The following is a 25341-nucleotide window of genomic DNA, read 5'->3' as shown; positions in this document are numbered from 1 at the left end:
ATGACCACCGCCCCCGCACCCCTGCCCGCCGCCAGCCTGCTGCAACTGATCTGGCTGGCCTCGCCGGCGTTGCCGGTGGGCGGGTTTTCTTACTCCGAAGGGCTGGAAGTGGCCGTGGAGCGTGCGGGAGTAGCTACAGAAAGTGCAGCATCCGACTGGCTCATCGACCAACTGCGGCTGACCCAGGCGCGCGCCGATCTGGCCGTGCTGGCCCAGGCCCTGGCCGCCTGGCGCCGCAGTGACCACGCCACCGTGCGCGCGCTGAACGACTGGGTGCTGCACACGCGCGAGAGCAGCGAAATGCGCCTGCAGACCGAGCAAATGGGCCGCTCCCTGGCCGACTGGCTGCGCAACCAGCACGCCGATGCGCCTGAGCGCCTGCACGACGTGGCCGTGCTGGCAGCACTGCCGCCGACCTACCCGGTGTCCTTCGCCCTGGCCGCTGCCAGCACCGAAGCGGATGCGCGCGACGTGCTGCTGGCCTACGCCTTTGGCTGGGCCGAGAACCTGGTGCAAGCCGCCCTCAAGGCGGTGCCGCTGGGCCAGAGCGCCGGCCAGCGCATCTTGGCGCGCCTGGCCGCCGCCATTCCCGCCGCCGCCGACCATGCGCTGGCGCTGACAGACGACCAGCGCCAGTCTTTTTCGCCCATGCTGGCCATCCTGTCGGCCCAGCATGAAACCCAATACTCCCGACTGTTTCGCTCATGACCACCGCCCTGCACCACATCCCAAACCGCACCAAACCCCTGCCACCGCTGCGCGTGGGCATCGGTGGCCCCGTCGGCTCGGGCAAGACCACGCTGCTGGAAATGCTCTGCAAAGCGCTGCGCCAGCAGTACGACCTGATCGCCATCACCAACGACATCTACACCAAGGAAGACCAGCGCCTGCTCACGGTGAGCGGCGCGCTGCCTGCCGAGCGCATCCTGGGGGTGGAAACCGGCGGCTGTCCGCACACCGCCATCCGCGAGGACGCGTCCATCAACCTCGAAGCGATTGACCGCATGTTGGTGCAGTTTCCCAATGCCGACATCGTCTTTATTGAGAGCGGCGGCGACAACCTGGCGGCCACTTTCAGCCCCGAGTTGAGCGACCTGACGATTTACGTCATCGACGTGGCGGCGGGCGAAAAAATCCCGCGCAAGGGCGGCCCCGGCATCACCAAAAGCGATTTGTTCGTCATCAACAAGACCGATCTGGCGCCGCACGTGGGCGCCGACTTGGCCGTGATGGACGCCGACACCCGGCGCATGCGCACCAACGCCCACGGGCTCAAGCCGTTTGTCATGACCAACCTCAAAACCTTAGATGGTTTGGCGCAGGTGGTGGATTTCATCATCGACCGGGGCATGTTGGAGCCGGGCAGCACAGCCGGCTGTTGACCAGCCTAGGCGCTGCCGCGGTGGCGGTTTTTAGCCGCCCAAGCGCGCGCGCAGCAAGTCGGTGGCCTGCTGCGGATTGGCCTTGCCTTGGCTGGCTTTCATGATTTGACCGACCAGCGCGTTAAAGGCTTTGTCTTTGCCGGCCTTGACCTGCTCGACGTTGCCGGGGTTAGCGGCAATCACCTCATCGACGATTTTCTCCAGCGCGCCGGTATCTTGAATTTGCTTCAAGCCCTTGGCCTCGATGACGGCATCGACATCGGTGGCTTCGCCGCTCCACAGCGCTTCAAACACTTGGCGTGCTGCGGCGTTGCTGATGGTGCCGTCGGCAATGCGCGCCACCATGTGCGCCAGTTGTGCCGCGCTGACCGGGGCGGTCTCAATGCCCGCTTCTTGCGTATTCAAGCGGCGCGAGATTTCGCCCATCACCCAGTTGCTGACCAGCTTGGCTTGGCCGCTGGTTTTTGCGGCGGTTTCAAAGTAGGCCGCCATCGCCTTGCTTTGCGTCAGCAACGTGGCGTCGTACTCGGGCAGGCCGTAGCTCTGCACAAAGCGCGCGGCCATCACGCGCGGCAGTTCGGCCATTTCGGCGCGCACGCGCTCAACCCACTCCGCGGCCACCACCAGCGGCGGCAAATCCGGGTCGGGAAAGTAGCGGTAATCGGCGGCGTCTTCTTTGGTGCGCATGGCGCGGGTTTCGCCGGTGTCGGGGTTGAACAGCACCGTGGCCTGCTGGATGCTGCGGCCATCTTCAATCTCTTCAATCTGCCAGCGGATTTCGTAGTCGATTGCCTGCTGCATGTTCTTGAAGCTGTTCAGGTTCTTGATCTCGCGGCGGGTGCCCAGTTCGGCGCCGGGCTTGCGTACCGAGACGTTGGCATCGCAGCGAAACGACCCCTCTTGCATATTGCCGTCACAAATGCCAATCCATGTCACCAGCTTGTGCAGCTCGCGCGCGTAGGCCACCGCTTCTTCGGACGAGCGCATATCGGGCTCGGTGACGATTTCTAGCAGCGGCGTGCCAGCGCGGTTCAGATCGATGCCCGACTGGCCGATGAAGTCCTCATGCAGCGATTTACCCGCGTCTTCTTCGAGATGCGCGCGCACCAAGCGCACGGTTTTCTTTTCTTCACCCAGCAAGAAAGACAGCTCGCCGCCCTGCACCACCGGAATCTCAAACTGGCTGATCTGGTAGCCCTTGGGCAAGTCGGGGTAGAAGTAGTTTTTGCGGGCAAAAACGCTCTCGGGCGCAATGGTGGAGCCCAGCGCCAGTCCCAATTTGATAGCGCAGGTGACGGCCTCGCGGTTCATCACCGGCAGCGTGCCGGGCAGCGCCAAATCGACGGCGCAGGCCTGCGTGTTGGGCTCGGCACCAAAGGCGGTCGAGGCGCGGCTGAAAATCTTGCTTTTCGTCGCCAGCTGGGTGTGGGTTTCAAAGCCGATGACGACTTCGTAGCCGTGGATGAGTTTGGCGGTCATGGCTTAGATGCCCTGTGGCTTTTGTAGGTGGAAATCAGTGGCTTGCTGCAAGCGGTGCGCGGCGTTGAGCAGGCGCGCTTCTTGGAAGTAGTTGCCGATCAGTTGCAAGCCCACGGGCATACCGCCGTCGCCAAAGCCTGCGGGCACGCTCATGCCGGGCAGACCGGCCAGCGAGGCCGGCAGGGTGTAGATGTCGGCCAGGTAGTCCGACAGTGGGTCGCTGGCGTTCTCGCCCAGCTGGCGCGCCACGCTGGGGGCCACCGGGCCGGCAATCAGGTCGCAGTCCTGGAAGGCGCGCTGGAAGTCGTCGGCAATCATGCGGCGGATTTTTTGCGCTTGCAGGTAATAGGCGTCGTAGTAGCCGTGCGATAGCACGTAGGCGCCGGTCATGATGCGGCGCTTGACCTCGGGGCCGAAACCTTCGGCGCGGGTCTTTTTGTACATGTCTTCTAGGTCGGTGAAATTGTGGGCACGGTGGCCAAATTTCACGCCGTCAAAGCGGCTCAGATTCGAGCTGGCTTCGGCCGGGGCAATGATGTAGTAGACCGGAATCGACAGCTCGGTGCGCGGCAGGCTGATCGGCACCAGCTTGGCGCCGAGCTTTTCGTACTCGCTCAGGGCAGCATCGACCGCGGCGCGCACGTCGGGCGCCAGGCCGTCGCCAAAAAATTCTTGGGGGATGCCGATGCGCAGGCCGTCCAGCGAATCGTTCAGCGAACGGCTGAAGTCTTCCGCGGGCATGTCCAGCGAGGTCGAGTCGCGGTCGAGGTCGGGGCCGCACATGGCGGAGAGCAGCAGTGCGCAGTCTTCGGCGCTGCGGGCCATCGGGCCGGCTTGGTCCAAGCTCGACGCAAACGCCACCATGCCGTAGCGCGAGGCGCGGCCATAGGTCGGCTTGATGCCGGTGATGCCGCAAAAGCTGGCCGGCTGGCGAATCGAGCCGCCGGTGTCGGTGCCGGTGGCGGCGGGTACCAGGCGCGCGGCGACGGCGACGGCGCTGCCGCCGGACGAGCCGCCGGGCACATGGTCGCGGTTCCACGGGTTGCGCACCGGGGCCGGGGCATCAAAGCCGATGGGGGCGACGGCGGAATTCTCGTTGGCCGAGCCCATGGCGAATTCGTCGCAGTTGAGCTTGCCCAGTGTCACCGCACCGGCCGCAGCCAGCTGCGTGACCACGGTGGCGTCAAACGGCGACTGGTAGCCGAGCAACATGCGCGAGCCGGCGGTGGTGGGAAAGTCGCGCGTGACGAAGATGTCTTTGTGCGCCAGCGGCACGCCTTCGAGGGTGCCGGCGCTGCCCGCCGCCAAACGGGCGTCGGCGGCCGCGGCTTGGGCCAGCGTCGCGGTTTCGTTCAGTGCGACGTAGGCACCGAGATCAGTGTGGCGGTGCGCGCGGGCGAGAAAATACTGCGCGGTTTCGGTGGCGCTGATATCGCGCTGGCGCAAGGCGCTGACCAGTGCGGCCAGACTGAGGTCGTGCAAGGGGGTGGTGGAGAGCGTCATGCGGGCGGCCTTGCTTATTCGATCACTTTGGGAACCAGGAACAGGCCGCGCTCGACGGCCGGAGCGCTGCGCTGGTTGGCTTCGCGCTGGTTGGGTTCGCTGGCGATGTCTTCGCGCAGGCGCAATGCCATGCTTTGGATCGCGGCGATCGGGTGGGGCAGCGGCGCGATACCTTGGGTGTCGATGCTGCGCATGTGTTCGACGGTGGCAAAGAAGCCATTGAGGTGCTGCAGCATGTGTGCGCTCTCGTCGGGGCTGAGTTCAAGCCGCGCCAAATGGGCGATGCGGCCGATGTCCTGGGAGGTCAGTGCCATAGGAAGAAAGCTTTGGAAACGAGATGTAAAGCCGTGATCTGGCGCAAGCTGCGCAGAGTTATTCACAGGGGATGCGGTATTATCCCGCCTTTGCCGCAACACCCTCGACGACCCTCGTCAATGTGCGAAAAAGAGCCCGTTTGGCCCAATAAACCCGGCGATGGTAGGCCGAAGCGCATGCCGTGCCCGAGAGGATTTTTGAATGTTCGGAGTTTTCCGTCGGTATTTCTCCACCGATTTGGCCATTGACCTTGGCACCGCTAATACCCTGATTTACGCCCGCGACAAGGGCATCGTACTGGACGAACCTTCGGTGGTCGCTATTCGCCACGAAGGTGGCCCGCATGGCAAAAAAGTGATCCAAGCCGTCGGCCGTGAAGCCAAAGCCATGCTGGGCAAAGTGCCCGGCAATATCGAAGCCATTCGCCCGATGAAAGACGGCGTGATCGCCGATTTCGTCATCACCGAGCAGATGATCAAGCAGTTCATCCGCATGGTGCACCCGCGCAATCTGTTCACGCCCAGCCCGCGCATCATCATTTGCGTACCTTGCGGCTCGACCCAGGTCGAGCGCCGCGCCATCAAGGACGCGGCCGAAGCGGCTGGCGCCACCGCGGTGTACCTGATTGAAGAGCCCATGGCCGCCGGCATTGGCGCTGGCTTGCCGGTGTCTGAGGCCTCGGGCTCGATGGTAGTGGACATTGGTGGCGGCACCACCGAGGTCGGCGTGATCTCGCTCGGCGGCATGGTCTACAAAGGCAGCGTGCGCGTCGGCGGCGACAAATTCGACGAAGCCATCATCAGCTACATCCGCCGCAATTACGGCATGTTGATTGGCGAGCCTACCGCCGAGTCGATCAAGAAGAAAATCGGTTCGGCCTTCCCCGGCTCCGAAGTGAAAGAGATGGAGGTGCGTGGCCGCAACCTGAGCGAAGGCGTGCCGCGCAGCTTCACCATTTCTTCCAACGAAGTGCTGGAAGCCCTGACCGAGCCACTGAACCAGATCGTCTCCGCCGTGAAAAACGCGCTGGAGCAAACCCCGCCGGAGCTGGGCGCCGACATTGCCGAGCGCGGCATGATGCTGACCGGTGGTGGTGCGCTGCTGCGTGATCTGGATCGTCTGCTGTCGGAAGAAACCGGCCTGCCGGTGCTGGTGGCCGAAGACCCGCTGACCTGCGTGGTGCGCGGCTGCGGGATTGCGCTGGACAGCTTGGACCGCGCTATTGGCATTTTCACCAGCGAGTGATCCGATCGGTTCGTTGGCCAAGCTGTGCGGGCGAACCGTATGACGATCTTCTTACCTGAGCGCTTGAACCATGCCCCCGGCTGGAACGCTTGACCGGCGCACGCCCTCGTTTTTGCGACAGGGGCCTTCGGCGGTATCGAAAATCGTCTTGTACAGCGCAATGGCGCTGTTTTTGATGCTGGCTGATGCACGTTTCAAGGTCACCGATCCGCTGCGCCAGGTGGTGGCGCTGGTGCTCTATCCGGTGCAGTGGCTGATGCTCAAGCCGGTCGAATTCACGAGTTTTGGCGCAGGCTATCTGCAGGCGCTGGAAAAAGCCCAGGAAGAAGTGGCCGGCGCACGCCAGGCGCTGGTGCTGATGTCACAGCGCGCCAGCCAAGCCGAACAACTGATGCAGGAAAACGACCGCTTGCGCAAGCTGCTCGATTTGCGCGAGCGGCTGGTCACGTCAGCCCAGGCGGCGCAAATTCTGTATGACACCGCCGATCCCTATAGCCGCCGCGTGGTGGTGGACCAGGGCGAGAGCAACGGCGTCGAACTGGGCTCGCCGGTGATGGATGAGTCCGGCATTTTGGGCCAAGTGACGCACGTCTATCCGTACTTGAGCGAAGTCACGCTGCTGATCGACCGTGAACAGGCGATTCCGGTGCTCAATGTGCGCACTGGCGCACGCGGCGTGGCTTATGGCGACCCGGTGGCCAGCCATGGCGGTGGCATGGAGCTGCGTTTTGTTTCTGCCAACGCGGATGTGAAAGAAGGCGATCTGCTCACCACCAGCGGCATGGATGGGGTCTATCCGCCCGGCTTTCCGGTGGCACGGGTGCTGCATGTCGAGCGCCGCGCCGACTCGGCGTTTGCGCGCATTTACTGCCGCCCCATGGCCCAGATCGAGGGCACGCGCCACGTCATGCTGCTCAAAGCCATGACGGGACAACTGCCGGCGCGTCCGCAGCCCGATTCGGTGGTGCCGGCCAAAAAGGGGGCGCGCAAATGATCATGCCGCGTGGACAACCGCTGCTGATGCCGGTCAATCCGGTGTTCATCGTTGCCAGTCTGGTGGCCGGGTTGGCGCTCAACATGCTGCCTTTGGGGCGCGTGCCGTGGATGCCGGACCTGCTGATGGTGTTGCTGGCGTTTTGGGGCATGCACCAGCCGTCGCGCGTTGGCATGGGCGTGGCTTTTGTGCTGGGCTTGTGCATGGATGTCAGCCAGTCGGCGCTGCTGGGGCAGCATGCGCTGGCCTACTCGGCGCTGCTGTTTGGCGTGCAGGAAGTGCGCCGGCGTCTGCTGTGGTTTGGGTCCTGGGTGCAGGCGCTGCAGATGATCGGCCTGTTTGCCGCCGTCCATGCGCTGCAGGTACTGGTGCGGCTGTTGTCGGGCGGGTTGTTTCCGGGCTGGCACGTGTTGTACGCGCCGCTGCTGGAGGCGATGCTGTGGCCGCTGGTAGGCTGGGTGCTGCTGGCGCCGCAGCGGCGCCCACCGGACAAAGATAAAAATCGGCCGCTATGAGTTCTGAACGCTTCCCGCGCTGTCGGCCCGGACCATGACCGAACTGCGCAGTATCGAGGTCGATGCCGCACGCTTTCGCCAGCGCGCCATTGTGGTCGGCATCGTGGTGTTCCTGGCCTTTAGCCTGGTGGTGGCACGGCTGGTTTTTTTGCAGGTGGTGCGCTATGACGCCCTGTCCGAGCGGGCGGAAAGCAACCGCACCGCGATCATTCCGGTCGTGCCCAACCGGGGGCTGATCCTCGACCGCAACGGCGTCGTGCTGGCCACCAACTACGCCGCCTATACGCTGGAGATCACGCCCTCCAAGGTGGACAACGTGAACGAGACCATCGACGCGCTGGCCGAGGTGGTCGATATCCACCAGCGCGACCGGCGCCGCTTCAAACGCCTGATGGAAGAGTCGCGCAACTTTGACTCGCTGCCGATTCGCACGCGCCTGACCGATGAAGAGGTGGCGCGCCTGAGCGCACAGCGCTACCGTTTTCCGGGCGTCGATGTCAAGGCACGGCTGTTTCGCAGCTACCCGCTGGGCGAAGTGGCCAGCCACGCCATTGGTTACATCGGGCGTATCAACCAGTCTGAAAAGACGCAGATCCAGGACACCGACAACGAGGCCAATTACCGCGGCACCGAATACATCGGCAAGCTGGGCATCGAGCAAAGCTACGAGGCGCAGCTGCACGGCCAGACCGGCGTGGAGCAAATGGAGACTTCGGCTGGGGGGCGTGCGGTGCGCCGCCTGAGCGGTTTTTCTGCCACGCCGGGCAGTACGGTGATGCTGTCGCTGGACATTGGCCTGCAGAAAATGGTCGAAGACCTGTTTGGTGATCGCCGCGGCGCATTGGTGGCGATCAACCCGAAAAATGGCGAGATACTGGCCTTTGTCAGCAAACCGACGTTTGACCCGAACCTGTTTGTCGATGGCATTGACCAGGAGAGCTGGCAGGCGCTGAACACCTCGCTGGAACGCCCGCTGATCAATCGTGCGCTGCGCGGCACCTATCCGCCGGGCTCGACCTACAAGCCCTTCATGGCGCTGGGAGCGCTGGAGACGGGCAAGCGCTCGCCCAGCGCCATCATCCAGGACGGCGGTACCTGGACCTTTGGCGGCCACACCTTTCGCAGCCACGGTAGCGCGCTGGGGCCGGTGGATATGCACCGTGCCATCGTCAAATCCAGCAACGTCTACTTTTATTCGCTGGCCAATGAAATGGGCGTGGACGCCATGCACGATTTCATGGCGCCGCTGGGCTTTGGTCAGATCACCGGTATTGACGTGAACGGTGAAGTGCGCGGCGTGCTGCCTAGCCAGGAATGGAAGCGCAAGGCCTACCGCCGCCCCGAGCAGAAAAAATGGTTTGCCGGTGAAACCATTTCGCTCGGTATCGGCCAGGGCTACAACACCTTCACCATGCTGCAACTGGCGCAGGCCACGGCGGTGCTGGCCAACAACGGGGTCAAGCACCAGCCGCACCTGATGATTGGCACGCAAGATGCCGTGACCCGCGTGATGACGCCGGTGCCGAGCGATCCGGCCGTCAACCTGGGCTACAAGCCCGAGAACATGGCCATAGTGCGCAAGGCCATGGTGGGCGTGACGCAAGAGGGCACTTCGACGCGGGTATTTGCCGGTGCGCCGTATCTCTCGGGCGGCAAGACCGGCACGGCGCAAGCGGTGACGATTGGCCAAAAAGACAAGTACAACAGCGCCAAGCTGCAGGAGCATCAGCGCGACCACGCCGTCTATATCGCCTTTGCCCCGGCCAACGATCCGCAGATTGCGTTGGCGGTGATCGTCGAAAACGCCGGCTGGGGCGCTGGGGTGGCCGCCCCCATTGCGCGGCGCGTATTTGACTACCTGCTGCAGGGGCAATACCCTAGCGAAGAAGACATGATCGCCGTGCGCAAAGGCCTGGCCTCTTCGCCGGTCGGCACACCGCGCCGGGTGGTCGATATGCAAATACAAGCCCCGGTGCCGTGAAGCAAAGAGCCTGGAAGTCATTCAAAAATAGTAGCTGAAAGCGCTAGTATTTATTGGTTTTCAGGTATTAAAGAGTATGAAACCCACTGTATACGTGCGGTATAAGCTCATTTATTAATAGCGCTGCCTGCGACGCACGCTGGCTCCATCTGGCTGAAGGTCTGTGCCCGCGCCACTGGCTGCGGCTAGCTCAGCGCAGACAGGCAGCCCCTCACTGCAGCAGTTAAAAAGAAGGCGGCGTCATCCAGCCCCGAATTCAACCGAGGGCAGCTTAAACTGGTGAAGAAGTGTGTCGGCTTTGGGATCCGCTTTATTACCAGGAAAATTTGTGAACACTGTCAAATACAAAATTTGGATTCAGCTTCTGGGCACGATTGGCGCCGCGCTGGTGGTGGTTTGGACCTGCGTGATCCTCTGGCAAGGCCACGTCACGCGGCAGGCGGCGCTGGAGCAGGCGAGCGATTTTTCCAGCACCATGCACGATGTCACGATGGCCGGCCTCACCGGCATGATGGTGACCGGCACCGTCGGCCAGCGTGATGTGTTTCTGGACCAGATCAAAAGTTTGGGCTCGATTCGGGATGTGCGTGTCTTGCGCGGTGAAGCCGTCATCCAAGCCTTTGGGGCCGGCACCGAAAAAGACGACGCCAAACCGGATGCATTAGAGCAACAGGTGTTGCAATCGGGCAAGGCGATCTCGCTGGTCGAATCCAACCAGGACGGTGAGTACCTGCGCTCGGTGCGGCCGGCGCTGGCCTCCAAGAATTCGCTGGGTAAAGATTGCACCACCTGCCACCAGGTGCCTGAGGGCTCGGTGCTGGGCGTGGTCAGCATGAAGGTGTCGTTGGACAAGGTCAATGCCAGTCTGGCCGACCAGCGCATGAAGTCCATCTTGATGGCCCTCGTCACCTGCATTCCGGTACTGATGCTGATTTATCCGTTCATCCGCCGGGTGGTGACGCAGCCGCTGGAGTACTGCATTACCGTCGCCAAAGGCATCGCTGCCGGCGATCTGACCCAACAGGTCCAAGTGACTTCACACAACGAGATGGGCCAGTTGCAGCAGGCCATCAAAGAGATGAACGGCAGTTTGGAGAAAGTGGTGCGGCAAGTCCGGGTCGGTACCGACACCATCTTCAGCGCCTCCAGTGACATTGCCAGTGGCAATCTGGACTTGTCCAGCCGCACCGAAGAGCAGGCCAGCACGCTGGAAAACACGGCGATCTCGATGGCCGAGGTCACGGCCGCCGTCAACCAAAACGCCGACCACGCGCGCCGCGCTAACCAGCTGGCACAGTCGGCCTCGGACGTAGCGGTGCGCGGCGGCACGGTGGTGGCAGGGGTGATTGACACCATGGCCTCCATCAATGCCTCCAGCAAGCGCATTGTGGACATCATTTCGGTGATTGACGGCATTGCCTTCCAGACCAATATTCTGGCGCTGAACGCGGCGGTAGAGGCCGCCCGGGCCGGCGAGCAGGGCCGTGGCTTTGCCGTGGTGGCCGCCGAAGTGCGCAACTTGGCCAAGCGCTCGGCCGATGCCGCACACGAGATCAAGGGCCTGATCAGCGACTCGGTGAATAAAGTGGACGCTGGCAGCAGTCTGGTGCAGCAGGCCGGCAGCACCATGAACGACATCGTTGACAGTATTGGCCACGTGACGGACACCATGGCCGAAATCTTGGCGGCGAGTGCCGCTCAGAGCAGCGGCATTGCGCGTGTGGGCAATGCCATCGACAACATGAACCAGGTCACCCAGCAAAACGCAGCCTTGGTGGAGCAAGCCGCGGCAGCGGCGCAATCCCTGCAACAGCAGGCCGAGAACCTAGAGCATGTGGTGCGGGCGTTCAAGGTCAACGAGCGCGGTAGCAACAGCTAGCCATTTAAAAATGATAGCTGTCAGCGCACGCGGTTAAACGACTTCAGTAGTTAAACAATCTGAATTCCAATAGATACGTGCGCTAAACGCTCATATATCTATAGCGCCGGTCGCTGCAGATGGTGGCTCCATCTGGCTGAACACCAGCGCTGCCACCACCAGTGCAGCGCCGGCTACGGCGATCCCGCCCATGCGTTCGCCCAGCATTACCCAGGCGGTCAGGGCGGCAAACACCGGTTCTAGGCCAAAGACGATGGCGCTGCGCATCGCGTCTACGCGCTGCTGTCCCCAGGCTTGCAGGGTGACGACCAGTACGCTGGCCAGCAGTCCCAAGTAGATCAGCGCCGTCCACGCCGGCGTGCCCAACTCTGCCAATTTCGCCATCCAGTCCATGCCGCCGGGCCGCAGTAGCAGCAGCACGCTGGCGGCGGCGAACATCACGCTGGCCTGCACTGCCGCCATGCGCGTGGCGCGCAGCGGGCGCGCTTGGGTGCGCTGCGCGCATTGCTCCAGCGTCAAGATGTAGAGGGCATAAAACAGCGTGCTGGACAGCGTCAGTGTGTCGCCGGTGTTCCACGGTTCGTCCTCGTGGAACATCATCACCATGCCGCCCAGCGCCATGGCGCAGGCCATCCACAGGCGCCAGCCGTAGCGTCGGCCCAGCACCAGCATGGCCAGCAGGGGCACTACCAGCACGTTCAGCCCGGTGACAAAAGCGTTGCGGTTGCTGCTGGTGCGCGCCAGTCCTTCAATTTGCAGCCAAAACGCCAGAAACAGCAGCGCGCCCAGCAGGCCGCCCCACAGACGTTCGTCGCGCCGCATTCCCCACCACAGTGGGCCCAGCACCAGCAGGGCGATGGCAAAGCGCAGCCAGATGATTTGCACGGCATCGAGCTGGCCCGAGAGCAGCTTCATTGCCGGAAAGGTGGTGCCCCAGACCATGGTGACCAGGAGCAGGGCCAACAGGCCAAGACGTTCAGGGCGCATAACAAACCAACCCACAGACAAAAGAGATAAACCACAAAAAAAGAGGCCCGGCGCTGCAAAAGCGTCGGGCCCGCAGGCGTTCAACGAGGTGACGGTTAAGCGCCGAGCTTGCCGATAAAGGCGCGGATGCGGTCGTTGCCGGGGTTGTTGAAGAAGTCCGCCGGCGCGGCGTCGTGGGCGATACGGCCTTGGTCGAAGAACAGCACGCGGTCGCCGACCTCGCGGGCAAAGCCCATTTCATGCGTCACGACAATCATCGTCATGCCACCGCGTGCCAGCTCGCGCATCACGTCCAGCACCTCTTGCACCATTTCGGGGTCGAGGGCGCTGGTCGGCTCGTCAAACAGCATCACCTTGGGCGCCATGGCCAGCGCACGGGCAATCGCCACGCGCTGCTGCTGGCCGCCCGAGAGCTGCCACGGGTGCTTGTGCGCGTGCGCTTCCATACCCACGCGGCGCAGCAGCACCATCGCCTGCTCGTTGGCCTGCGCGCGCCCGGTGCGGCGAATGCGCCGGGGCGCTAGCGTGATGTTGTCGAGCACGCTCAGGTGGCCAAACAGATTGAACTGCTGGAACACCATGCCGACCTCGCAGCGCTGCTGTTGCAGCGTCTGCGGGTCATCGGTGACTTCGACGCCATCGATACGGATGCTGCCGCTGTCGTGCGGCTCCAGCCGGTTGATGGCGCGCAGCAAAGTGCTCTTGCCCGAGCCGGAGGCGCCAATGATGACGGTGACCTCGCCGGCATTGAAGTGCGTGGAGACGTCGCGCAGCACCTGGTGCGTGCCAAAGGATTTGCAGACCTTCTCTGCCACGATGTACGGGGTCGAGACGGCGGGGATCGGATGGATGACGCTCATTGGCCGCGCCCTTCGACGTCAAAGCGGTATTCCACGGCGTTGGAAATTTGCGTCACCAGCGTGGTCAGCAGCAGGTAGGTGACGGCCACGGTGGACAGCGTGGCAATCGGCTGGAAGGTGGCCGACTGGATGCGGTAGCCGACGTTGGTCAGTTCGACCACGCCAATGGTGTAGGCCAGTGACGAGTCTTTCAGCAGCGCGACAAAGTTGCTGACCAGCGGCGGCAGCGAGATCTTGAAGGCTTGCGGAAACACCACGTCCATAAACACATGCATCCGTCCCAGTCCCAGCGCGCGTGCCGCTTCGGTCTGGCCGCGCGGTACCGCCAGCAGGCCGGCGCGCACGGCTTCGGCGTTGTAGGCGCCGACGTTCAGGCCCAACGCCAGCACGGCGGCGGCAAAGTCGGGCAGGTTCAGCCCTGGCACCAGCACCGGCAGGGCAAAGTAAACGAACAGGATCTGCACCAGCAGCGGCGTGCCGCGGATCAGCCAGATGTAAAACCGCGCCAACCAGCGCAGCACGCGCCAGCGCGAGGTGCGCCCCAGCGCAGCGCTGGTGCCCAGCACCAAGCCGACGCTGCCGCTGACCAGCGTCAGCCACAGCGTGACGCGCGCGCCTTCGGAGAACGCCTGGGCGTTGGAGCCAATCGGCTCGGGCAGAAACGACAGAAGCTGGCCTAAACAGGCCAGCGCAAGCACCATCAACAGGAGGGCGGCGACCAGCGTGGCGTTACTGCGTTGCTGGCGGCTCCAGTGGTGCGGCCAAAGTGCGATGAGCATGAAAAAAGGTCAGGTGTCCCTGCTCAATGGCAGCGCACGTCTTCGTTGAAGTACTTGGTCGAGATGGCGGTGTAGCTGCCATCGGCCATGGTCGCGGCCAGGGCTTTGTTCCAGGCGTCGGCCAGGCCGGTGTTGCCCTTGTTCACGGCCGCAGCGATCTGTTCGATGAACACCATCTCGCCCAGCTTGAAGCCGGCGTCGGGGTTTTTGGCAGCCACTTCTTTGGCGACGAAGCGATCCGTCACCCAGGCATCGACGCGCTTGGACACCAAGGCGCTGCGGGCATCGACGTCGGTCGGGAAATTCTTCATTTCCTTGATGGTGGCGACCTTTTGCACGTTCTCCAGGTAGCTGGTGCCGGTCTGCACAGCGACGATTTTGCCGCCCAAGTCTTTCGCGCTGCGAATTGCCGGGTCCATGGCGATCACCATGCCGCCCGAGCAGTAGTGCGGTGCGGTGAAGGTGACAGCCTTGGCGCGCTCTTCGGTGATGCCGTGCGAGGCAATCACCAGATCCCAGCGGTCTTGCTTCAGGCCGGTGAGCAGGGCATCAAAACCGATGGTTTTCCACTTGACTTTCAGGCCCATTTTTTTGACCACCAGCTCGGCCACTTCGACTTCAAAGCCGGTCAGCGTGCTGCCCTTGAAGTAGTTGAACGGGGCAAACTGGCCCTCGGTGGCCAGCAGGATGGTGCCGTCCTTCTGGATGGCCTCGATCGGGCGGGCCTGGACGGAGAAGGCAGCGCACAGGGCGGCGGCAGTGGCGAGGGCTTTGAAGAACTTCATGGGGCTTGTCTGTGGGATGGTCAGGGACAAAAAAACCGGCTTGTGGATCAACGAAGCCGGAACGGGCGCCAAAAGAGCGGCTGGGACACACCCGAGGTAGCGGGTGTAGGGAATGTCAAAAAAGCAGGCGATTATAAATTGCCGCTCTGTGCCGGTACCTATGGTGACAACCCTGCAAACGTGCGGATCATCGGCCCGCTGGCCTGCGCATCAGGGTGGTCTTGCCAAACAGGCTCTCCATTAAATCCACCACCAGTTCGGCGGTCTGGTTGCGCACATCGTGCGCCGGGTTGAGTTCCATCACATCGATCGAGCCCAACTGCCTGGAGTCGGCCAGCATCTCCATGAACAGCTGGGCTTCGCGGTACGTCAGGCCGCCGCGCACGGCGGTGCTGACGCCGGGGGCAATGTCCGGGTCCAGGCTGTCGATGTCAAAGCTCAGGTGCAGGTGGGTATCGTGGCCGATGCCGTGCAGTGCTTGTTCGAGCACGCTGCGCATACCGACTTCGTCGATGTAGCGCATGTCATAGACCTGCACACCCAAGGCGTGGACAAAACGCTTTTCTGCGGCATCGACACTGCGTATGCCGATCAGCTGGAGGTGCTCGGGTTGCAGGGCGATGACGCCGCCCAGTTCGGTCAGGCTGGTCGGACCGTGGCCCATCAGGCAGGCCACGGGCATGCCGTGCAGGTTGCCACTCGGGGTGGTGTCGGGGGTGTTGGCGTCGGCATGGGCATCGAGCCACAGCACCTTCAGGCGCTTGCCCTGCAGGCGGCAGTGCTGCGCCACGGCGCTGATGGAACCGATGGCCAGGCAGTGGTCACCGCCCAGCAGCAGCGGCAGGCGCCCGGCAGCCAGGGTGTCGCTGACGGCGGCAAACACGGTCTGGCTCCAGGCTGTCGCTTCGATCAGGTGGCGAAAGCCGTCCTGCACGCCCTGTTGCGGGTTGGCCGGGCCACCCAGGTTGCCCCGGTCGATGACGTCCAGGCCGCGTGCCCGCAGTGCCATGACGATGCCGGCAATGCGCAGTGCGTCGGGCCCCATGCTGGTGCCCAGCACGCTGGCGCCGATGTCGGTGGGGGCGCCAATCAGAGTGATGGATGGATGGGTCAAGGAGTCCTCCTTTGGGGTGCGGCTTCAGCGCAAAAAGCCATCGTAGCCCGTCTTCAGAATCAGCACACTGACCACCGTGATGAAAATGCCGCGGACAAACCCGGTGCCGTGCTTCAAAGCCATGTGCGTGCCCAGCACGCTGCCCAGCACATTGGCCACCGCCAGCGGCACAGCAAAGTGCCACCAGATGTGGCCTTTGAGCGAGAACAAAATCAGCGCTGCAATGTTGGTCGAGACATTCAGCAGCTTGGCCGAGGCCGAGGCGTTTAAGAAGTCGTAGCCGAGTAGGCGGACGAACAAAAACACAAAAAAACTGCCGGTGCCGGGGCCAAAGAAACCGTCGTAAAAACCAATGGTGACGCCGATCAGGCTGGCGGCGACCCATTCGGTGCGGCCCGCATAACGCGGCGTGTGGTGCCGCCCCAGCTCCTTTTTGGCCAGCGTGTAGCCCAGCACGCACACCAGCACCAGCGGCAGCAGTTTGCGCAAAAAATCGGGTGACAGGGCGGTGACGGCCCAGGCGCCGGCAAAGGCGCCGGCAAACCCAGCCCCTGCCGCCGGCAACATGGCGTGCCAGCGAATCTGCACGCGCCGGCTGTATTGCCAGGTGGCCATGGCCGTGCCCCAGACCGAGCCGGCCTTGTTGGTGCCCAGCAGCGTCGCCGGCGGCGCGCCGGGGAAGGTGGCAAACAGGGCTGGCAACAAAATCAGCCCACCGCCGCCGACGATGGCATCCACAAAGCCGGCCAGCAGCGAGGCCAGCGTGATAACAATCCATTCCATGGGCGTGATTGTGGCATTGCTGCGCTATTTTTTTAAGAGCTTGAAGCGCTTGTCCCTATTGGGCTAGCAGCTGTTTTGAACAAAAAATGGGCAAAAAAAAGCGCCAACACGAGGGTGGCGCCTGGGAGAGATCAACATCTCATATCGGATGCTTTGAAAAGTGGTTGTGGCTTTTGGTTGTCTCCTCGGCCCCCCGTTCTGCACACCGCAGTGCGCTTTCGAGTGGGCGTACTGTAAGGGCAGATACCAACGGTCCGTATAGGGGTTTTCCTGTGGTTACGTTTTATTTTGTGGCGCATCGGCGGTGTTTGCGCACTTATGGCGTGTATTGCGCACAGATCCAGCCAGCGGCTTTTTCGGCCAGCATCAGCGTCGGCGCGTTGGTGTTGCCGCTGGTGATGCTGGGCATGGCGCCGGCATCCACCACGCGCAAACCTGCTATCACGCCGCCCTGGCCGTCGCGCACGCGCAGCTGTGCATCCAGCACCGCCATCGGGTCGCCGTCCCGCCCCATCTTGGTAGTGCCGACCGGGTGAAAGATGGTGGTGGCGATGTCACCGGCCAGCCTTGCCAGTTCTTCGTCGCTTTGAAACTGCACACCAGGCTTGTATTCCTCGGGGTGGTAGGGTGCTAGCGCCGGTTGCGCCACGATGCGCCGCGTCAGGCGCAGGCTGTCGGCCGCCACCTGCCGGTCTTCCGGCGTGCTCAGGTAGTGCGGTGCAATCGCCGGTGCGTCTTCAAAGCGGCCGCTTTTGATCTGCACGCTGCCACGGCTGGTCGGGTTGAGGTTGCAGACGCTGGCGGTGAACGCCGGGAAACGGTGCAGCGGCTCGCCAAAGGCATCAAGCGACAGCGGCTGTACGTGGTATTCGAGGTTCGGGTGCGCATAAGCGGCGCTGCTGCGCGTGAACGCGCCCAGTTGCGACGGCGCCATGCTCATCGGCCCGGTGCGCTTGGTGGCGTATTCCAGCCCGATGCGCGCCTTGCCCCACAGCGAGCCGGCCAGGACGTTGAGCGTGGGCACGCCCTGCACCTTGAACACGGCGCGGATCTGCAAATGGTCCTGCAGGTTGGCGCCGACGCCGGGGGTGTCCTGCAGTAGCGCAATGCCGTGCTGCTGCAGCAGCGCGCCTGGGCCAATGCCCGAAAGCTGCAGCAGCTGCGGCGAGTTGATGGCGCCAGCGCTCAGCAGTACCTCATGGCGCGCGTGCACGGTGACCATCTCCTGGCCCCGGCGCACCTGCACGCCGGTGCAGCGGCGGCGGCCATCGGCTTGCGTCTCCAGTACCAGTTGCGTCGCCTGGGCCCCGGTCCACAGCGTGAAGTTGGCGCGCTGGTCGCAGACCGGGCGCAGAAAAGCCTTGGCGGTGTTCCAGCGCCAGCCCGATTTTTGGTTCACTTCAAAGTAGCCTACGCCCTCGTTGTTGCCGCCATTGAAATCGTCTGTGGCCGGGATGCCGGCCTGCTGCGCCGCTTGGGCAAAGGCGTCGAGCACGTCCCAACGCAGGCGCTGTTTTTCGACACGCCACTCGCCCGAGCCGCCGTTGCGCGGGTGGCCGTGCAGGCGCGCAAACTCGGCGCTGGCCTGAGCAGGCGTGTCCAAGCGCCAGTGGTTTTCGTGCTGGCGAAAGGCCGGCAGCACGTTGTCCCAGCGCCAAGTGTCATCGCCCGTGAGCTGCGCCCATTGGTCGTAATCGCGCGCTTGGCCACGCATGTAAATCATGCCGTTGATGCTGCTGCAACCGCCCAGCGTCTTGCCACGCGGATAGCGCAGGCGCCGGCCATTCAGCCCCGCGTCCGGCTCGGTCTGATACAGCCAGTCGGTGCGCGGGTTGCCGATGCAATACAGGTAGCCGACGGGAATGTGGATCCAGTGGTAGTTATCCGGCGTACCGGCTTCTATCAGCAGGACGCGGTGGCGCGGATCGGCGCTGAGGCGATTGGCCAGCAGCGCGCCGGCCGTGCCGCCGCCGATGATGACGAAATCAAAGGCCGTGGTGGGTGGCTTAGAGGGGGTGGATGAGGCCATGGTGTCTCCGGTGTGGCGGCCGTCTGCTGCGGCTTGGGTGCGGTGATTGTGCGGTGTGGCCGCTGTGAAGCCGCTACCATGGCCTCTTTTTGCCGCCACGGGCTGATAGTGCGCTTGCTTTACCCATTCACCCATGCCAGACCACGCTCCCCGCCTCCTGCGCGTTGACACCCCCGAGGGGCCGTGTGCGCAGTTGCATGGGCGCTGGGGTGCGGCCGACATGGGCCAGCGGGCGCAGTGGCGTTCTCTGAAGCGTCAACTGGCGGCGCTGCCCGCCCGTGGCGAGTTGGGCTGGGACTTGCGCGAGCTGGAGTGGCTGGACCATGTCGGCGCGCAGTTGCTCTGGAACCACTGGGGCCGTGCTTGGCCGCAGCGGCTGGCGTTGCAGGACAGTCAGCGCGACCTGCTGGAGCGCGCCGAGCGCTTCAGCCGCGATCCGCCGCCGCCCGCGCCCTGGCAGATGGGCGATGAGGTGGACCGCCTGGGGGTGCTGGTGCTGCACGGCCTGACCCATGCGCGCCAGATCGTGCAGCTGGTGGGCCAGTTGGCGCTGGATGTGCTGCGCCTGCTGCGTGCGCCGCGCCGCGCGCCCTGGCGCGACATCTCGGGCCACCTCTACAGCATGGGCGCGACGGCGTTGCCGATCACGGCGCTGGTGGGATTCTTGATTGGCGTGGTACTGGCTTATCTGATGAGCCTGCAGCTGCGCCAGTTTGGTGCCGAGTCGTTCATCGTCAACATCCTGGGTATCTCACTGATCCGCGAGTTGGGGCCGATGCTGGCGGCGATTCTGGTCGCCGGACGCTCGGGCTCGGCCATCACGGCGCAAATTGGCGTGATGCGCGTTACCGAAGAGCTCGATGCCATGAGCGTCATGGGTATCCCGCACGGTTTTCGTCTGGTGCTGCCGCGCGCACTGGGGCTGGCCATCGCCATGCCGTTGATTGCGGTGTGGACCACGCTGGCGGCGCTGGCCGGCGGCATGTTGGCGGCGGACATCGCCATGGACGTCTCGCCGGCCTACTTTGCCCAGGCGCTGCCGCGCGCCGTCGATACCGCCAACCTGACGCTGGCACTGTCCAAGTCGGTGGTGTTTGGCCTGTTGATTGCGCTGGTCGGCTGCCACTGGGGGCTGCGTGTCAAACCGAACACGCAAAGCCTGGGCGCCGGCACGACCGCCTCGGTGGTGACGTCGATCACCATGGTCATCGTCGTCGATGCGCTGTTTGCCATCGTCTTCAAGAACGTCGGTATCTGACATGGCTGAACTTACAACTGACACGGCTGCCGTGATCGACATCGAGGGCCTGTGGACGGTATTTGGCAAAGGCGCGCAGGCCACCACCGTGCACCAGGATTTGAATCTGCGCGTGGAGCGCGGCGAAATGCTGTCGTTGGTGGGCGGCTCGGGCACTGGCAAAACCGTGTTGCTGCGGCAAATTCTGGGGCTGATGCGGCCGACGCGCGGGCGCGTCACCTCGCTCGGGCGCCCGGCGGCCGAGATGTGCGGGCCCGGCGCGGCCAGCCGGGTCGGCATGTTGTTCCAGCATGGCGCGCTGTTTTCCGCCTTCAACGTGCTCGACAACATTGCCTTTGCGCTGCGCGAGCAGGGCACGCTGCCCCAGGACCTGGTCTGCGACGCGGCGCTGGTCAAGTTGCAAATGGTCGGCCTCCAACCCGAGCACGCCATGCGCATGCCAGCCGATCTGTCCGGCGGCATGATCAAGCGCGTGGCGCTGGCGCGGGCATTGATCATGGACCCGCCGCTGCTGTTGCTGGACGAACCGACCGCCGGGCTCGATCCGCATGGTTCGGACGAATTTTGCGCATTACTGCACGAGCTGCACGACGCCCTCGGCCTGACCATGGTGATGGTGACGCACGATCTGGATACGCTGTTTGCGCTGTCCTCGCGCGTCGCCGTACTGGCTGATAAAAAGGTCATCGTCACTGGCACGCCGCAAGCGGTAGCCGATTTTGACCACCCTTTCGTCGAACAATTTTTTCAGGGAGAACGTGGCCGCCGGGCCATGGCTCCGGTCACCGCCGTCAAGGAACGCTGATGGAAAACAAATCACACGCCCTCGTGGCCGGTCTCTTTGTCGTTCTGATGGCCGCCCTGGCTGCCGGTCTGGCCATGTGGCTGACACGCGACAACGGCAGCTACCACTCCTACGAACTGACCAGCCGTGAAGGTGTCAGCGGCCTGCAACCGCAAGCGGCGGTGCGCTACAAGGGCGTGGCCGTGGGCAAGGTGACGCACATCGGCTTTGACCCGCAGGTGCGCGGCAATGTGCTGATCCGCATTGCCGTGGAAGATGGCACGCCGATCACGCCGACCACCTTTGCCGTGCTGGGTTACCAGGGCGTGACCGGGCTGGCCTATGTGCTGCTGAACGACGCTGGCGAGCCCCAGGCCGCTGTGCCGCCCGGTGCCAGTGGCATCCCGCGCCTGCCGCTGCGCTCCTCGCCGTTTAGCCAGCTGGCCGACCAGGGCCCCGAAATACTGGCCCAGGTGCAAACCGCCATGCGCCACCTCAACGATTTGCTGAGCGACCAAAACCAACAGCTGTTCACCCAGGCATTGACGCAAATGGGCCAAGCCGCAGGCAGCGTCAACAGCCTGAGCCAGAGCCTGCAAGCCACCGTTACGCAGCGCCTGGATCCGGCGTTGGCGGCGTTCCCGGCGCTGGCGCGCAATGCCGACAAGGCGCTGGAGTCGATGCAGTCAGCGGGCGCGAATGTCTCGGTCATGGCGCGTGAAATGGGCCGCACGGCCGAGCGCCTCAATGCCCCCGACGGCGCACTGGAGCAGGCCCGGGTGGGCGCCCAGACGCTGGTCCGCGCCGCCGACCGGCTGAACACCAGCACCCTGCCGCGCATCGAGCGCGCCAGCGACGCCACCGCGCGCGCGGCGCGCCAGTTTGGCCGTGTCGCCGAAGGGGTGAGCGACAACCCGCAGTCGCTCATTTATGGCAGTGGCCACGCCTTTCCCGGTCCCGGTGAAAGCGGTTTTGTCGCCCCCACAGCGCCCTCTGCCGGGCCAGGAAAGACCCCATGAATACTTTTAATTCAATAGCTATAAGCGCACGCCACATAAGCATTACAGCCGTTTTTACTGCTATTTTTGTGGCAGGCTGCTCGTCCCTGCCCGCGCCGCCACCGCGCCCGGTGCTGTACGACTTTGGTCCCGGCGCGCTGGGCGCTGTGGCAGTGTCGTCGAGGGTCCCCCCTGTCTCCAACACGTCTGCCACGTCCTCTGCGCCACTGCCTGCCATCGCCCTGGCCGAGGTCGAGGGTGCCGGCAATGTCGATGCCAGCACGGCTGTGCTGTACCGCTTGGCCTATGCCGATGCACGCCAACTGCGCCCCTACCAGCTGGCGCGCTGGAGCTTGCCGCCGGCGCAACTGGTGGCGCAGGACTTGCGCGCCCAGCTGGGCCAGCGCCGTGCCGTGCTGCGCATCGAAGACGGACTGGCGGCAGCGCGCGAAGGCAGCGCCAACGGCATGGGCGGCAGCCTGCCCGATGTGCTGCGTGTGCGGCTGGAAGAGTTCAGCCAGGTCTTCACCAGCGCACACGACAGCGTGGGCTTGGTGCGCCTGCGTGCCACGCTGCTGGAGCCCACGGCGGAGGGCGAAAAACTGCGTGGCCAGCGCCTGTTCGTGGTGCAGCAGCCGGCCCGCAGTGCCGACGCTGCGGGCGGTACGCGCGCCTTGGCCGAGGCCAGCACCCAGGCTGCGCAGCAACTGTCGCAGTGGCTGGAGCAGCTGGGGCGCTGAACCAGTAGCCCCCAGCGCTTTTGTCTGACCATGCGAGTAGGTCTGCACTGACGCGCTGCACCGGGCTTGCGCCCTACAGTGAATTCATCGCACCAAGCAGTTGGTTCCACACATAACGGGTGGAGGGCTGGCGCGAATATTTACAAGGGAACAACACCATGAATGAAGATCGTATCAAGGGCAACTGGAAGCAATTCACCGGCAAGATGAAAGAGCAATGGGGCAAGTTGACCGACGACGACTTTGATGTCATTGCAGGCAAGCGGGACCAGTTCCTGGGCAAACTGCAAGAGCGTCAGGGTCTGGCCCGCGACGTGGCAGAAACCCAGTTGAGCGACTGGCAAAAGCGCCATCCCGAGTTCAATTTCGACGATTGATGAATGGATGGCTGGGCGCGCGGCAGCCCGCTGCCACGCGTTTTTTTCTCATCGATTTGTCCCCCTTTCCCATTTAGGAGAAAAGCCCATGCATTTCAATCGCAATCTGATGGCCTTGTTGGTCACTGGCCTGTTTGCCACCGCCTCAATGGCCATGACAGCGGCCGAACACAGCGCCGCCAAGCAACGCATCAGCGCCGAATACAAAGCCAGCAAGAACCAGTGCGACGCCATGAGCGGCAACGCCAAGGATGTCTGCGTCAAGCAAGCCAAGGGCGTTGAAGACGTCGCCAAGGCCGAACTGGCAGCCCAGTACAAGCCCACTGACAAGGCGCACTACAAGGCACGCAAGGCCCAGGCCGATGCCGACTACGCTGTGGCCAAGGAAAAGTGCGACGACCACAGCGGCAATGACAAGGATGTCTGCAACAAGGACGCCAAGGCGGCCCATGTGACAGCCGTAGAAAACGCCAAGGTGGCCAAGGCCCAGGCCAAGCCAGCCGACAACATGGCAGAAAAGAAGGCCGACGTTGCCAAAGTCAAGAAGGACGCCGCTGAGGAAAAACGCGAAGCCAACTACAAGGCGGCCAAGGAGCGTTGCGACGCCCTGTCGGGTGACACCCAGTCCAAGTGCGTAGACGACGCCAAGCGCAAGTACGCGCAGTAAAAACAAGTGCCGTGCGGTCAGCCGCAACAGCCAGACCCCGCAGCGCGGGGTTTTTTACGTCCGTAGGCGGCGCACGACATCAGCCCCGCAGGCTTTATCCGCGCATCAGCGCCTCGATCTCGTCGGGTGCTACGGGTACGCCAGCGCTGATCAGTTCGCAACCGGTGGTTGTGAGGATGGCGTCGTCCTCGATGCGGATGCCGATGTGGTGAAACTGCTCTGGCACGCCGGGCGCGGGGCGCACGTACAGACCGGGCTCGATGGTCAGCACCATGCCGGCGCGCAGGATGCGGCTGGGGCGATCGACGAGGGTGTCGCCCGACAGCGGATCCGTGCGCTGACTGATTTGGCCGACCTCGGAGGGCTCGACGTAGCTGCCGCAGTCGTGCACGTCCATGCCCAGCCAGTGGCCGGTGCGGTGCATGTAGAACTGGAAGTAGGCGCGGCTGGCGATCACCTCCTGCGCACTGCCGTGCTTATTTTTGTCGAGCAGGCCCAGGTCGAGCAGGCCCTGTGCCAGCACGGCCACGGCGGCGTTGTGCGGGTCGTTGAAGCGGTTGCCAGGGCGCGTGGCAGCGACCGCGGCCCCATGGCTGGCCAGCACCAGTTCGTACAACGCGCGCTGTGGCCCGGTGAATTGGCCGTTGGCCGGAAAGGTGCGTGTGATGTCGCTGGCATAGCCGTCCAGCTCGCAGCCGGCGTCGATCAGCACCAGTTCGCCCGAACGGATCGGTGCAGCGTCGGCGCGGTAGTGCAGCACGCAGGCATTGGCGCCGGCGGCGACGATGGAACCATAGGCTGGATATTGCGAGCCGTGCTGGCGAAATTCGTGTAGCAGCTCGGCATCCAGATGGTATTCGTGCACCTCTTGGCCGGCGCGCAGCATGGCGGCGCAGCGCTGCATGGCGCGGATGTGGGCGCCAGCGCTGATCTGTGCGGCGCGGCGCATGGTGTCCTGTTCCTGCGCGTCCTTGATCAGGCGCATCTCATCCAGCGGCACGCACAGATCGTTTTGCTGCGTCGGGCACAGCGCGCCCAAACGCACGCGCGCGCGCACTGGTGCCAGCCAGCTTTCCACGCGTGCGGCCAAGCCGCTGTGCGTGGCGAACGGGTACCAGACGCTGGCATGGTTCTCCAGCAGGCGCGGCAGACGTGTGTCCAGCTCGCCCAGCGACCAAGCACTGTCCACGCCCAAGGCGGCAATCGCCGCTTGTGGACCCAGGCGAAAACCATCCCAGATTTCGCGCTCAACGTCCTTGGGCTGGCAAAACAGCGTGCTGTGGCCGTCGCCGGTCAGCACCAGCCACGCCTGTGGTTCGGTGAAGCCGGTGAGGTAATAAAAGTAGCTGTCGTGGCGGTAGAGAAAATCGCTGTCGCGGTTGCGTTGGCGCTCGGGAGCGGTGGGAATGATGGCAATGGCGCCAGGGCCAAGGTGCTGCGCCAAAGCGGCGCGGCGTTGAGCATAGACAGAGTTCATGCGTGCATCGTACTGCCGCCAGCAGGTATTGGCAGCGCCTGTACTGACAGGTACAGGGCGTCTGCAGCACGTTTTTACACGGCGCCCTGGGTGCCGTTGGGTGTTTGGGTCAGCACGCGAAACGGTGCACGTTCGCTGCGCTGGCTCTCCACCATGGGCGTGGGCGGCAGCGGCGTTTTTTCGCTCTGTTTCACTTCGCTGTGCCGGCCTTCCAGTCGGGCGACGCGTTCGGCATACATCCGTGCCAGCGCTTGGTGGTGCTCGGCGGCGGCCTCATGTTCGAGTTGGGCAAAACGGGCTTCGCGCAGCATGATTTCCGCGCGCCGGTAGTAGGCCTTGGTGCCCAGGCTGAAAAATTCAAACATGTGGACCTCCTCGTCAAAGCAGGCGCAGCCATCAGCGCCCATCTG

Annotated in this window: 25 protein-coding genes; 13 read left to right on the top strand and 12 right to left on the bottom strand. The window is 63.7% G+C overall.

What is annotated here, in order from left to right; all coding sequences use genetic code 11:
- Both Q390_RS0102380 and ureG read left to right on the top strand, forming a co-directional pair.
- The gene (locus Q390_RS0102380) at positions 1 to 708 is read left to right on the top strand and encodes an urease accessory protein UreF (protein WP_027994642.1); all 708 of its coding nucleotides are present in this window, start codon (positions 1 to 3) and stop codon (positions 706 to 708) included.
- A complete protein-coding gene (ureG, locus tag Q390_RS0102375; RefSeq protein WP_027994641.1) occupies positions 705 to 1382 on the top strand; it encodes an urease accessory protein UreG in 678 nt (225 codons plus the stop codon). Before Q390_RS0102380 ends, ureG begins: the two co-directional genes overlap by 4 nt.
- 30 nt (positions 1383 to 1412) lie before the next feature.
- On the opposite strand, the gene gatB is transcribed toward ureG, so the two are convergent.
- Genes gatB through gatC form a run of 3 tightly spaced genes read right to left on the bottom strand, consistent with a single transcriptional unit; the run spans position 1413 to position 4678 of the window.
- On the bottom strand, positions 1413 to 2861 hold the full coding sequence (gene gatB, locus Q390_RS0102370) for an Asp-tRNA(Asn)/Glu-tRNA(Gln) amidotransferase subunit GatB (protein WP_027994640.1): 1449 nt from the start codon (positions 2859 to 2861) through the stop codon (positions 1413 to 1415).
- Positions 2862 to 2864: 3 nt separating this feature from the next.
- Positions 2865 to 4364 (bottom strand): Asp-tRNA(Asn)/Glu-tRNA(Gln) amidotransferase subunit GatA, encoded by a 1500-nt coding sequence (gene gatA, locus Q390_RS0102365; protein WP_027994639.1) that lies wholly within the window; start codon positions 4362 to 4364, stop codon positions 2865 to 2867.
- 14 nt (positions 4365 to 4378) lie between these two features.
- Positions 4379 to 4678 (bottom strand): Asp-tRNA(Asn)/Glu-tRNA(Gln) amidotransferase subunit GatC, encoded by a 300-nt coding sequence (gatC, locus tag Q390_RS0102360; RefSeq protein ID WP_027994638.1) that lies wholly within the window; start codon positions 4676 to 4678, stop codon positions 4379 to 4381.
- Between the two features lie 202 nt (positions 4679 to 4880).
- Here gatC and Q390_RS0102355 point away from each other — a divergent pair, with 202 nt between their 5' ends.
- The 5 genes from Q390_RS0102355 (at position 4881) to Q390_RS0102335 (ending at position 11293) form a co-directional block, all read left to right on the top strand.
- A complete protein-coding gene (locus Q390_RS0102355) occupies positions 4881 to 5924 on the top strand; it encodes a rod shape-determining protein (protein ID WP_027994637.1) in 1044 nt (347 codons plus the stop codon).
- 70 nt (positions 5925 to 5994) lie between these two features.
- Positions 5995 to 6918, top strand: a complete 924-nt coding sequence (gene mreC, locus Q390_RS0102350; protein ID WP_027994636.1) for a rod shape-determining protein MreC — start codon at positions 5995 to 5997, stop codon at positions 6916 to 6918.
- Positions 6915 to 7433: a rod shape-determining protein MreD gene (mreD, locus tag Q390_RS0102345; protein WP_027994635.1), complete on the top strand. Its 519-nt coding sequence runs from the start codon at positions 6915 to 6917 to the stop codon at positions 7431 to 7433. Before mreC ends, mreD begins: the two co-directional genes overlap by 4 nt.
- 34 nt (positions 7434 to 7467) lie before the next feature.
- Positions 7468 to 9414 carry a penicillin-binding protein 2 gene (gene mrdA / locus Q390_RS0102340; protein ID WP_027994634.1) on the top strand — a complete coding sequence of 649 codons (1947 nt, stop codon included), beginning with the start codon at positions 7468 to 7470 and terminating at the stop codon, positions 9412 to 9414.
- A gap of 328 nt (positions 9415 to 9742) precedes the next feature.
- A complete protein-coding gene (locus tag Q390_RS0102335; RefSeq protein WP_027994633.1) occupies positions 9743 to 11293 on the top strand; it encodes a methyl-accepting chemotaxis protein in 1551 nt (516 codons plus the stop codon).
- Between the two features lie 90 nt (positions 11294 to 11383).
- Here the strand turns inward: Q390_RS0102335 and Q390_RS0102330 are convergent, their stop codons facing one another.
- The 7 genes from Q390_RS0102330 to Q390_RS0102300 all read right to left on the bottom strand — a co-directional run bounded on the left by Q390_RS0102330 (position 11384) and on the right by Q390_RS0102300 (position 18630).
- Positions 11384 to 12280: a DMT family transporter gene (locus Q390_RS0102330; protein ID WP_027994632.1), complete on the bottom strand. Its 897-nt coding sequence runs from the start codon at positions 12278 to 12280 to the stop codon at positions 11384 to 11386.
- 95 nt (positions 12281 to 12375) lie between these two features.
- The gene (locus tag Q390_RS0102325; protein WP_037472011.1) at positions 12376 to 13140 is read right to left on the bottom strand and encodes an amino acid ABC transporter ATP-binding protein; all 765 of its coding nucleotides are present in this window, start codon (positions 13138 to 13140) and stop codon (positions 12376 to 12378) included.
- Positions 13137 to 13919 carry an amino acid ABC transporter permease gene (locus tag Q390_RS0102320; protein ID WP_027994630.1) on the bottom strand — a complete coding sequence of 261 codons (783 nt, stop codon included), beginning with the start codon at positions 13917 to 13919 and terminating at the stop codon, positions 13137 to 13139. Before Q390_RS0102320 ends, Q390_RS0102325 begins: the two co-directional genes overlap by 4 nt.
- A 23-nt stretch (positions 13920 to 13942) precedes the next feature.
- Positions 13943 to 14704 (bottom strand): substrate-binding periplasmic protein, encoded by a 762-nt coding sequence (locus Q390_RS0102315; RefSeq protein ID WP_027994629.1) that lies wholly within the window; start codon positions 14702 to 14704, stop codon positions 13943 to 13945.
- Between the two features lie 187 nt (positions 14705 to 14891).
- Positions 14892 to 15818, bottom strand: coding sequence for an arginase (rocF, locus tag Q390_RS0102310; protein ID WP_027994628.1), 927 nt, complete (start codon positions 15816 to 15818; stop codon positions 14892 to 14894).
- A gap of 24 nt (positions 15819 to 15842) precedes the next feature.
- Positions 15843 to 16601 carry a sulfite exporter TauE/SafE family protein gene (locus Q390_RS0102305; protein WP_027994627.1) on the bottom strand — a complete coding sequence of 253 codons (759 nt, stop codon included), beginning with the start codon at positions 16599 to 16601 and terminating at the stop codon, positions 15843 to 15845.
- 316 nt (positions 16602 to 16917) lie between these two features.
- Positions 16918 to 18630 carry a GMC family oxidoreductase gene (locus Q390_RS0102300; protein ID WP_027994626.1) on the bottom strand — a complete coding sequence of 571 codons (1713 nt, stop codon included), beginning with the start codon at positions 18628 to 18630 and terminating at the stop codon, positions 16918 to 16920.
- Between the two features lie 133 nt (positions 18631 to 18763).
- Here Q390_RS0102300 and Q390_RS0102295 point away from each other — a divergent pair, with 133 nt between their 5' ends.
- The 6 genes from Q390_RS0102295 to Q390_RS0102270 all read left to right on the top strand — a co-directional run bounded on the left by Q390_RS0102295 (position 18764) and on the right by Q390_RS0102270 (position 23454).
- On the top strand, positions 18764 to 19888 hold the full coding sequence (locus Q390_RS0102295) for an MlaE family ABC transporter permease (RefSeq protein WP_027994625.1): 1125 nt from the start codon (positions 18764 to 18766) through the stop codon (positions 19886 to 19888).
- Between the two features lies 1 nt (position 19889).
- Positions 19890 to 20693 (top strand): ABC transporter ATP-binding protein, encoded by an 804-nt coding sequence (locus Q390_RS0102290; protein ID WP_027994624.1) that lies wholly within the window; start codon positions 19890 to 19892, stop codon positions 20691 to 20693.
- Positions 20693 to 21691, top strand: a complete 999-nt coding sequence (locus tag Q390_RS0102285) for an MlaD family protein (RefSeq protein WP_027994623.1) — start codon at positions 20693 to 20695, stop codon at positions 21689 to 21691. Before Q390_RS0102290 ends, Q390_RS0102285 begins: the two co-directional genes overlap by 1 nt.
- Positions 21688 to 22410, top strand: coding sequence for an ABC-type transport auxiliary lipoprotein family protein (locus tag Q390_RS0102280; RefSeq protein WP_037472010.1), 723 nt, complete (start codon positions 21688 to 21690; stop codon positions 22408 to 22410). The genes Q390_RS0102285 and Q390_RS0102280 overlap by 4 nt, the downstream gene beginning before the upstream one ends.
- A gap of 158 nt (positions 22411 to 22568) precedes the next feature.
- A complete protein-coding gene (locus Q390_RS0102275) occupies positions 22569 to 22787 on the top strand; it encodes a CsbD family protein (protein WP_027994621.1) in 219 nt (72 codons plus the stop codon).
- Positions 22788 to 22875: 88 nt separating this feature from the next.
- On the top strand, positions 22876 to 23454 hold the full coding sequence (locus Q390_RS0102270; RefSeq protein WP_027994620.1) for a hypothetical protein: 579 nt from the start codon (positions 22876 to 22878) through the stop codon (positions 23452 to 23454).
- Positions 23455 to 23548: 94 nt separating this feature from the next.
- Here Q390_RS0102270 and Q390_RS0102265 read toward each other — a convergent pair whose 3' ends face one another.
- Together Q390_RS0102265 and Q390_RS17265 are read right to left on the bottom strand one after the other, a co-directional pair.
- A complete protein-coding gene (locus Q390_RS0102265) occupies positions 23549 to 24931 on the bottom strand; it encodes an aminopeptidase P N-terminal domain-containing protein (protein ID WP_027994619.1) in 1383 nt (460 codons plus the stop codon).
- Between the two features lie 74 nt (positions 24932 to 25005).
- Positions 25006 to 25296, bottom strand: a complete 291-nt coding sequence (locus Q390_RS17265; RefSeq protein ID WP_156949807.1) for a hypothetical protein — start codon at positions 25294 to 25296, stop codon at positions 25006 to 25008.
- Positions 25297 to 25341 lie beyond the last annotated feature (45 nt).

The organism is Simplicispira psychrophila DSM 11588 (assembly GCF_000688255.1).
Lineage (GTDB): Bacteria > Pseudomonadota > Gammaproteobacteria > Burkholderiales > Burkholderiaceae_C > Simplicispira > Simplicispira psychrophila.
The sequence above is the reverse complement of the archived record's forward strand: the minus strand, read 5'-3'. Positions and strand labels throughout refer to the sequence as shown.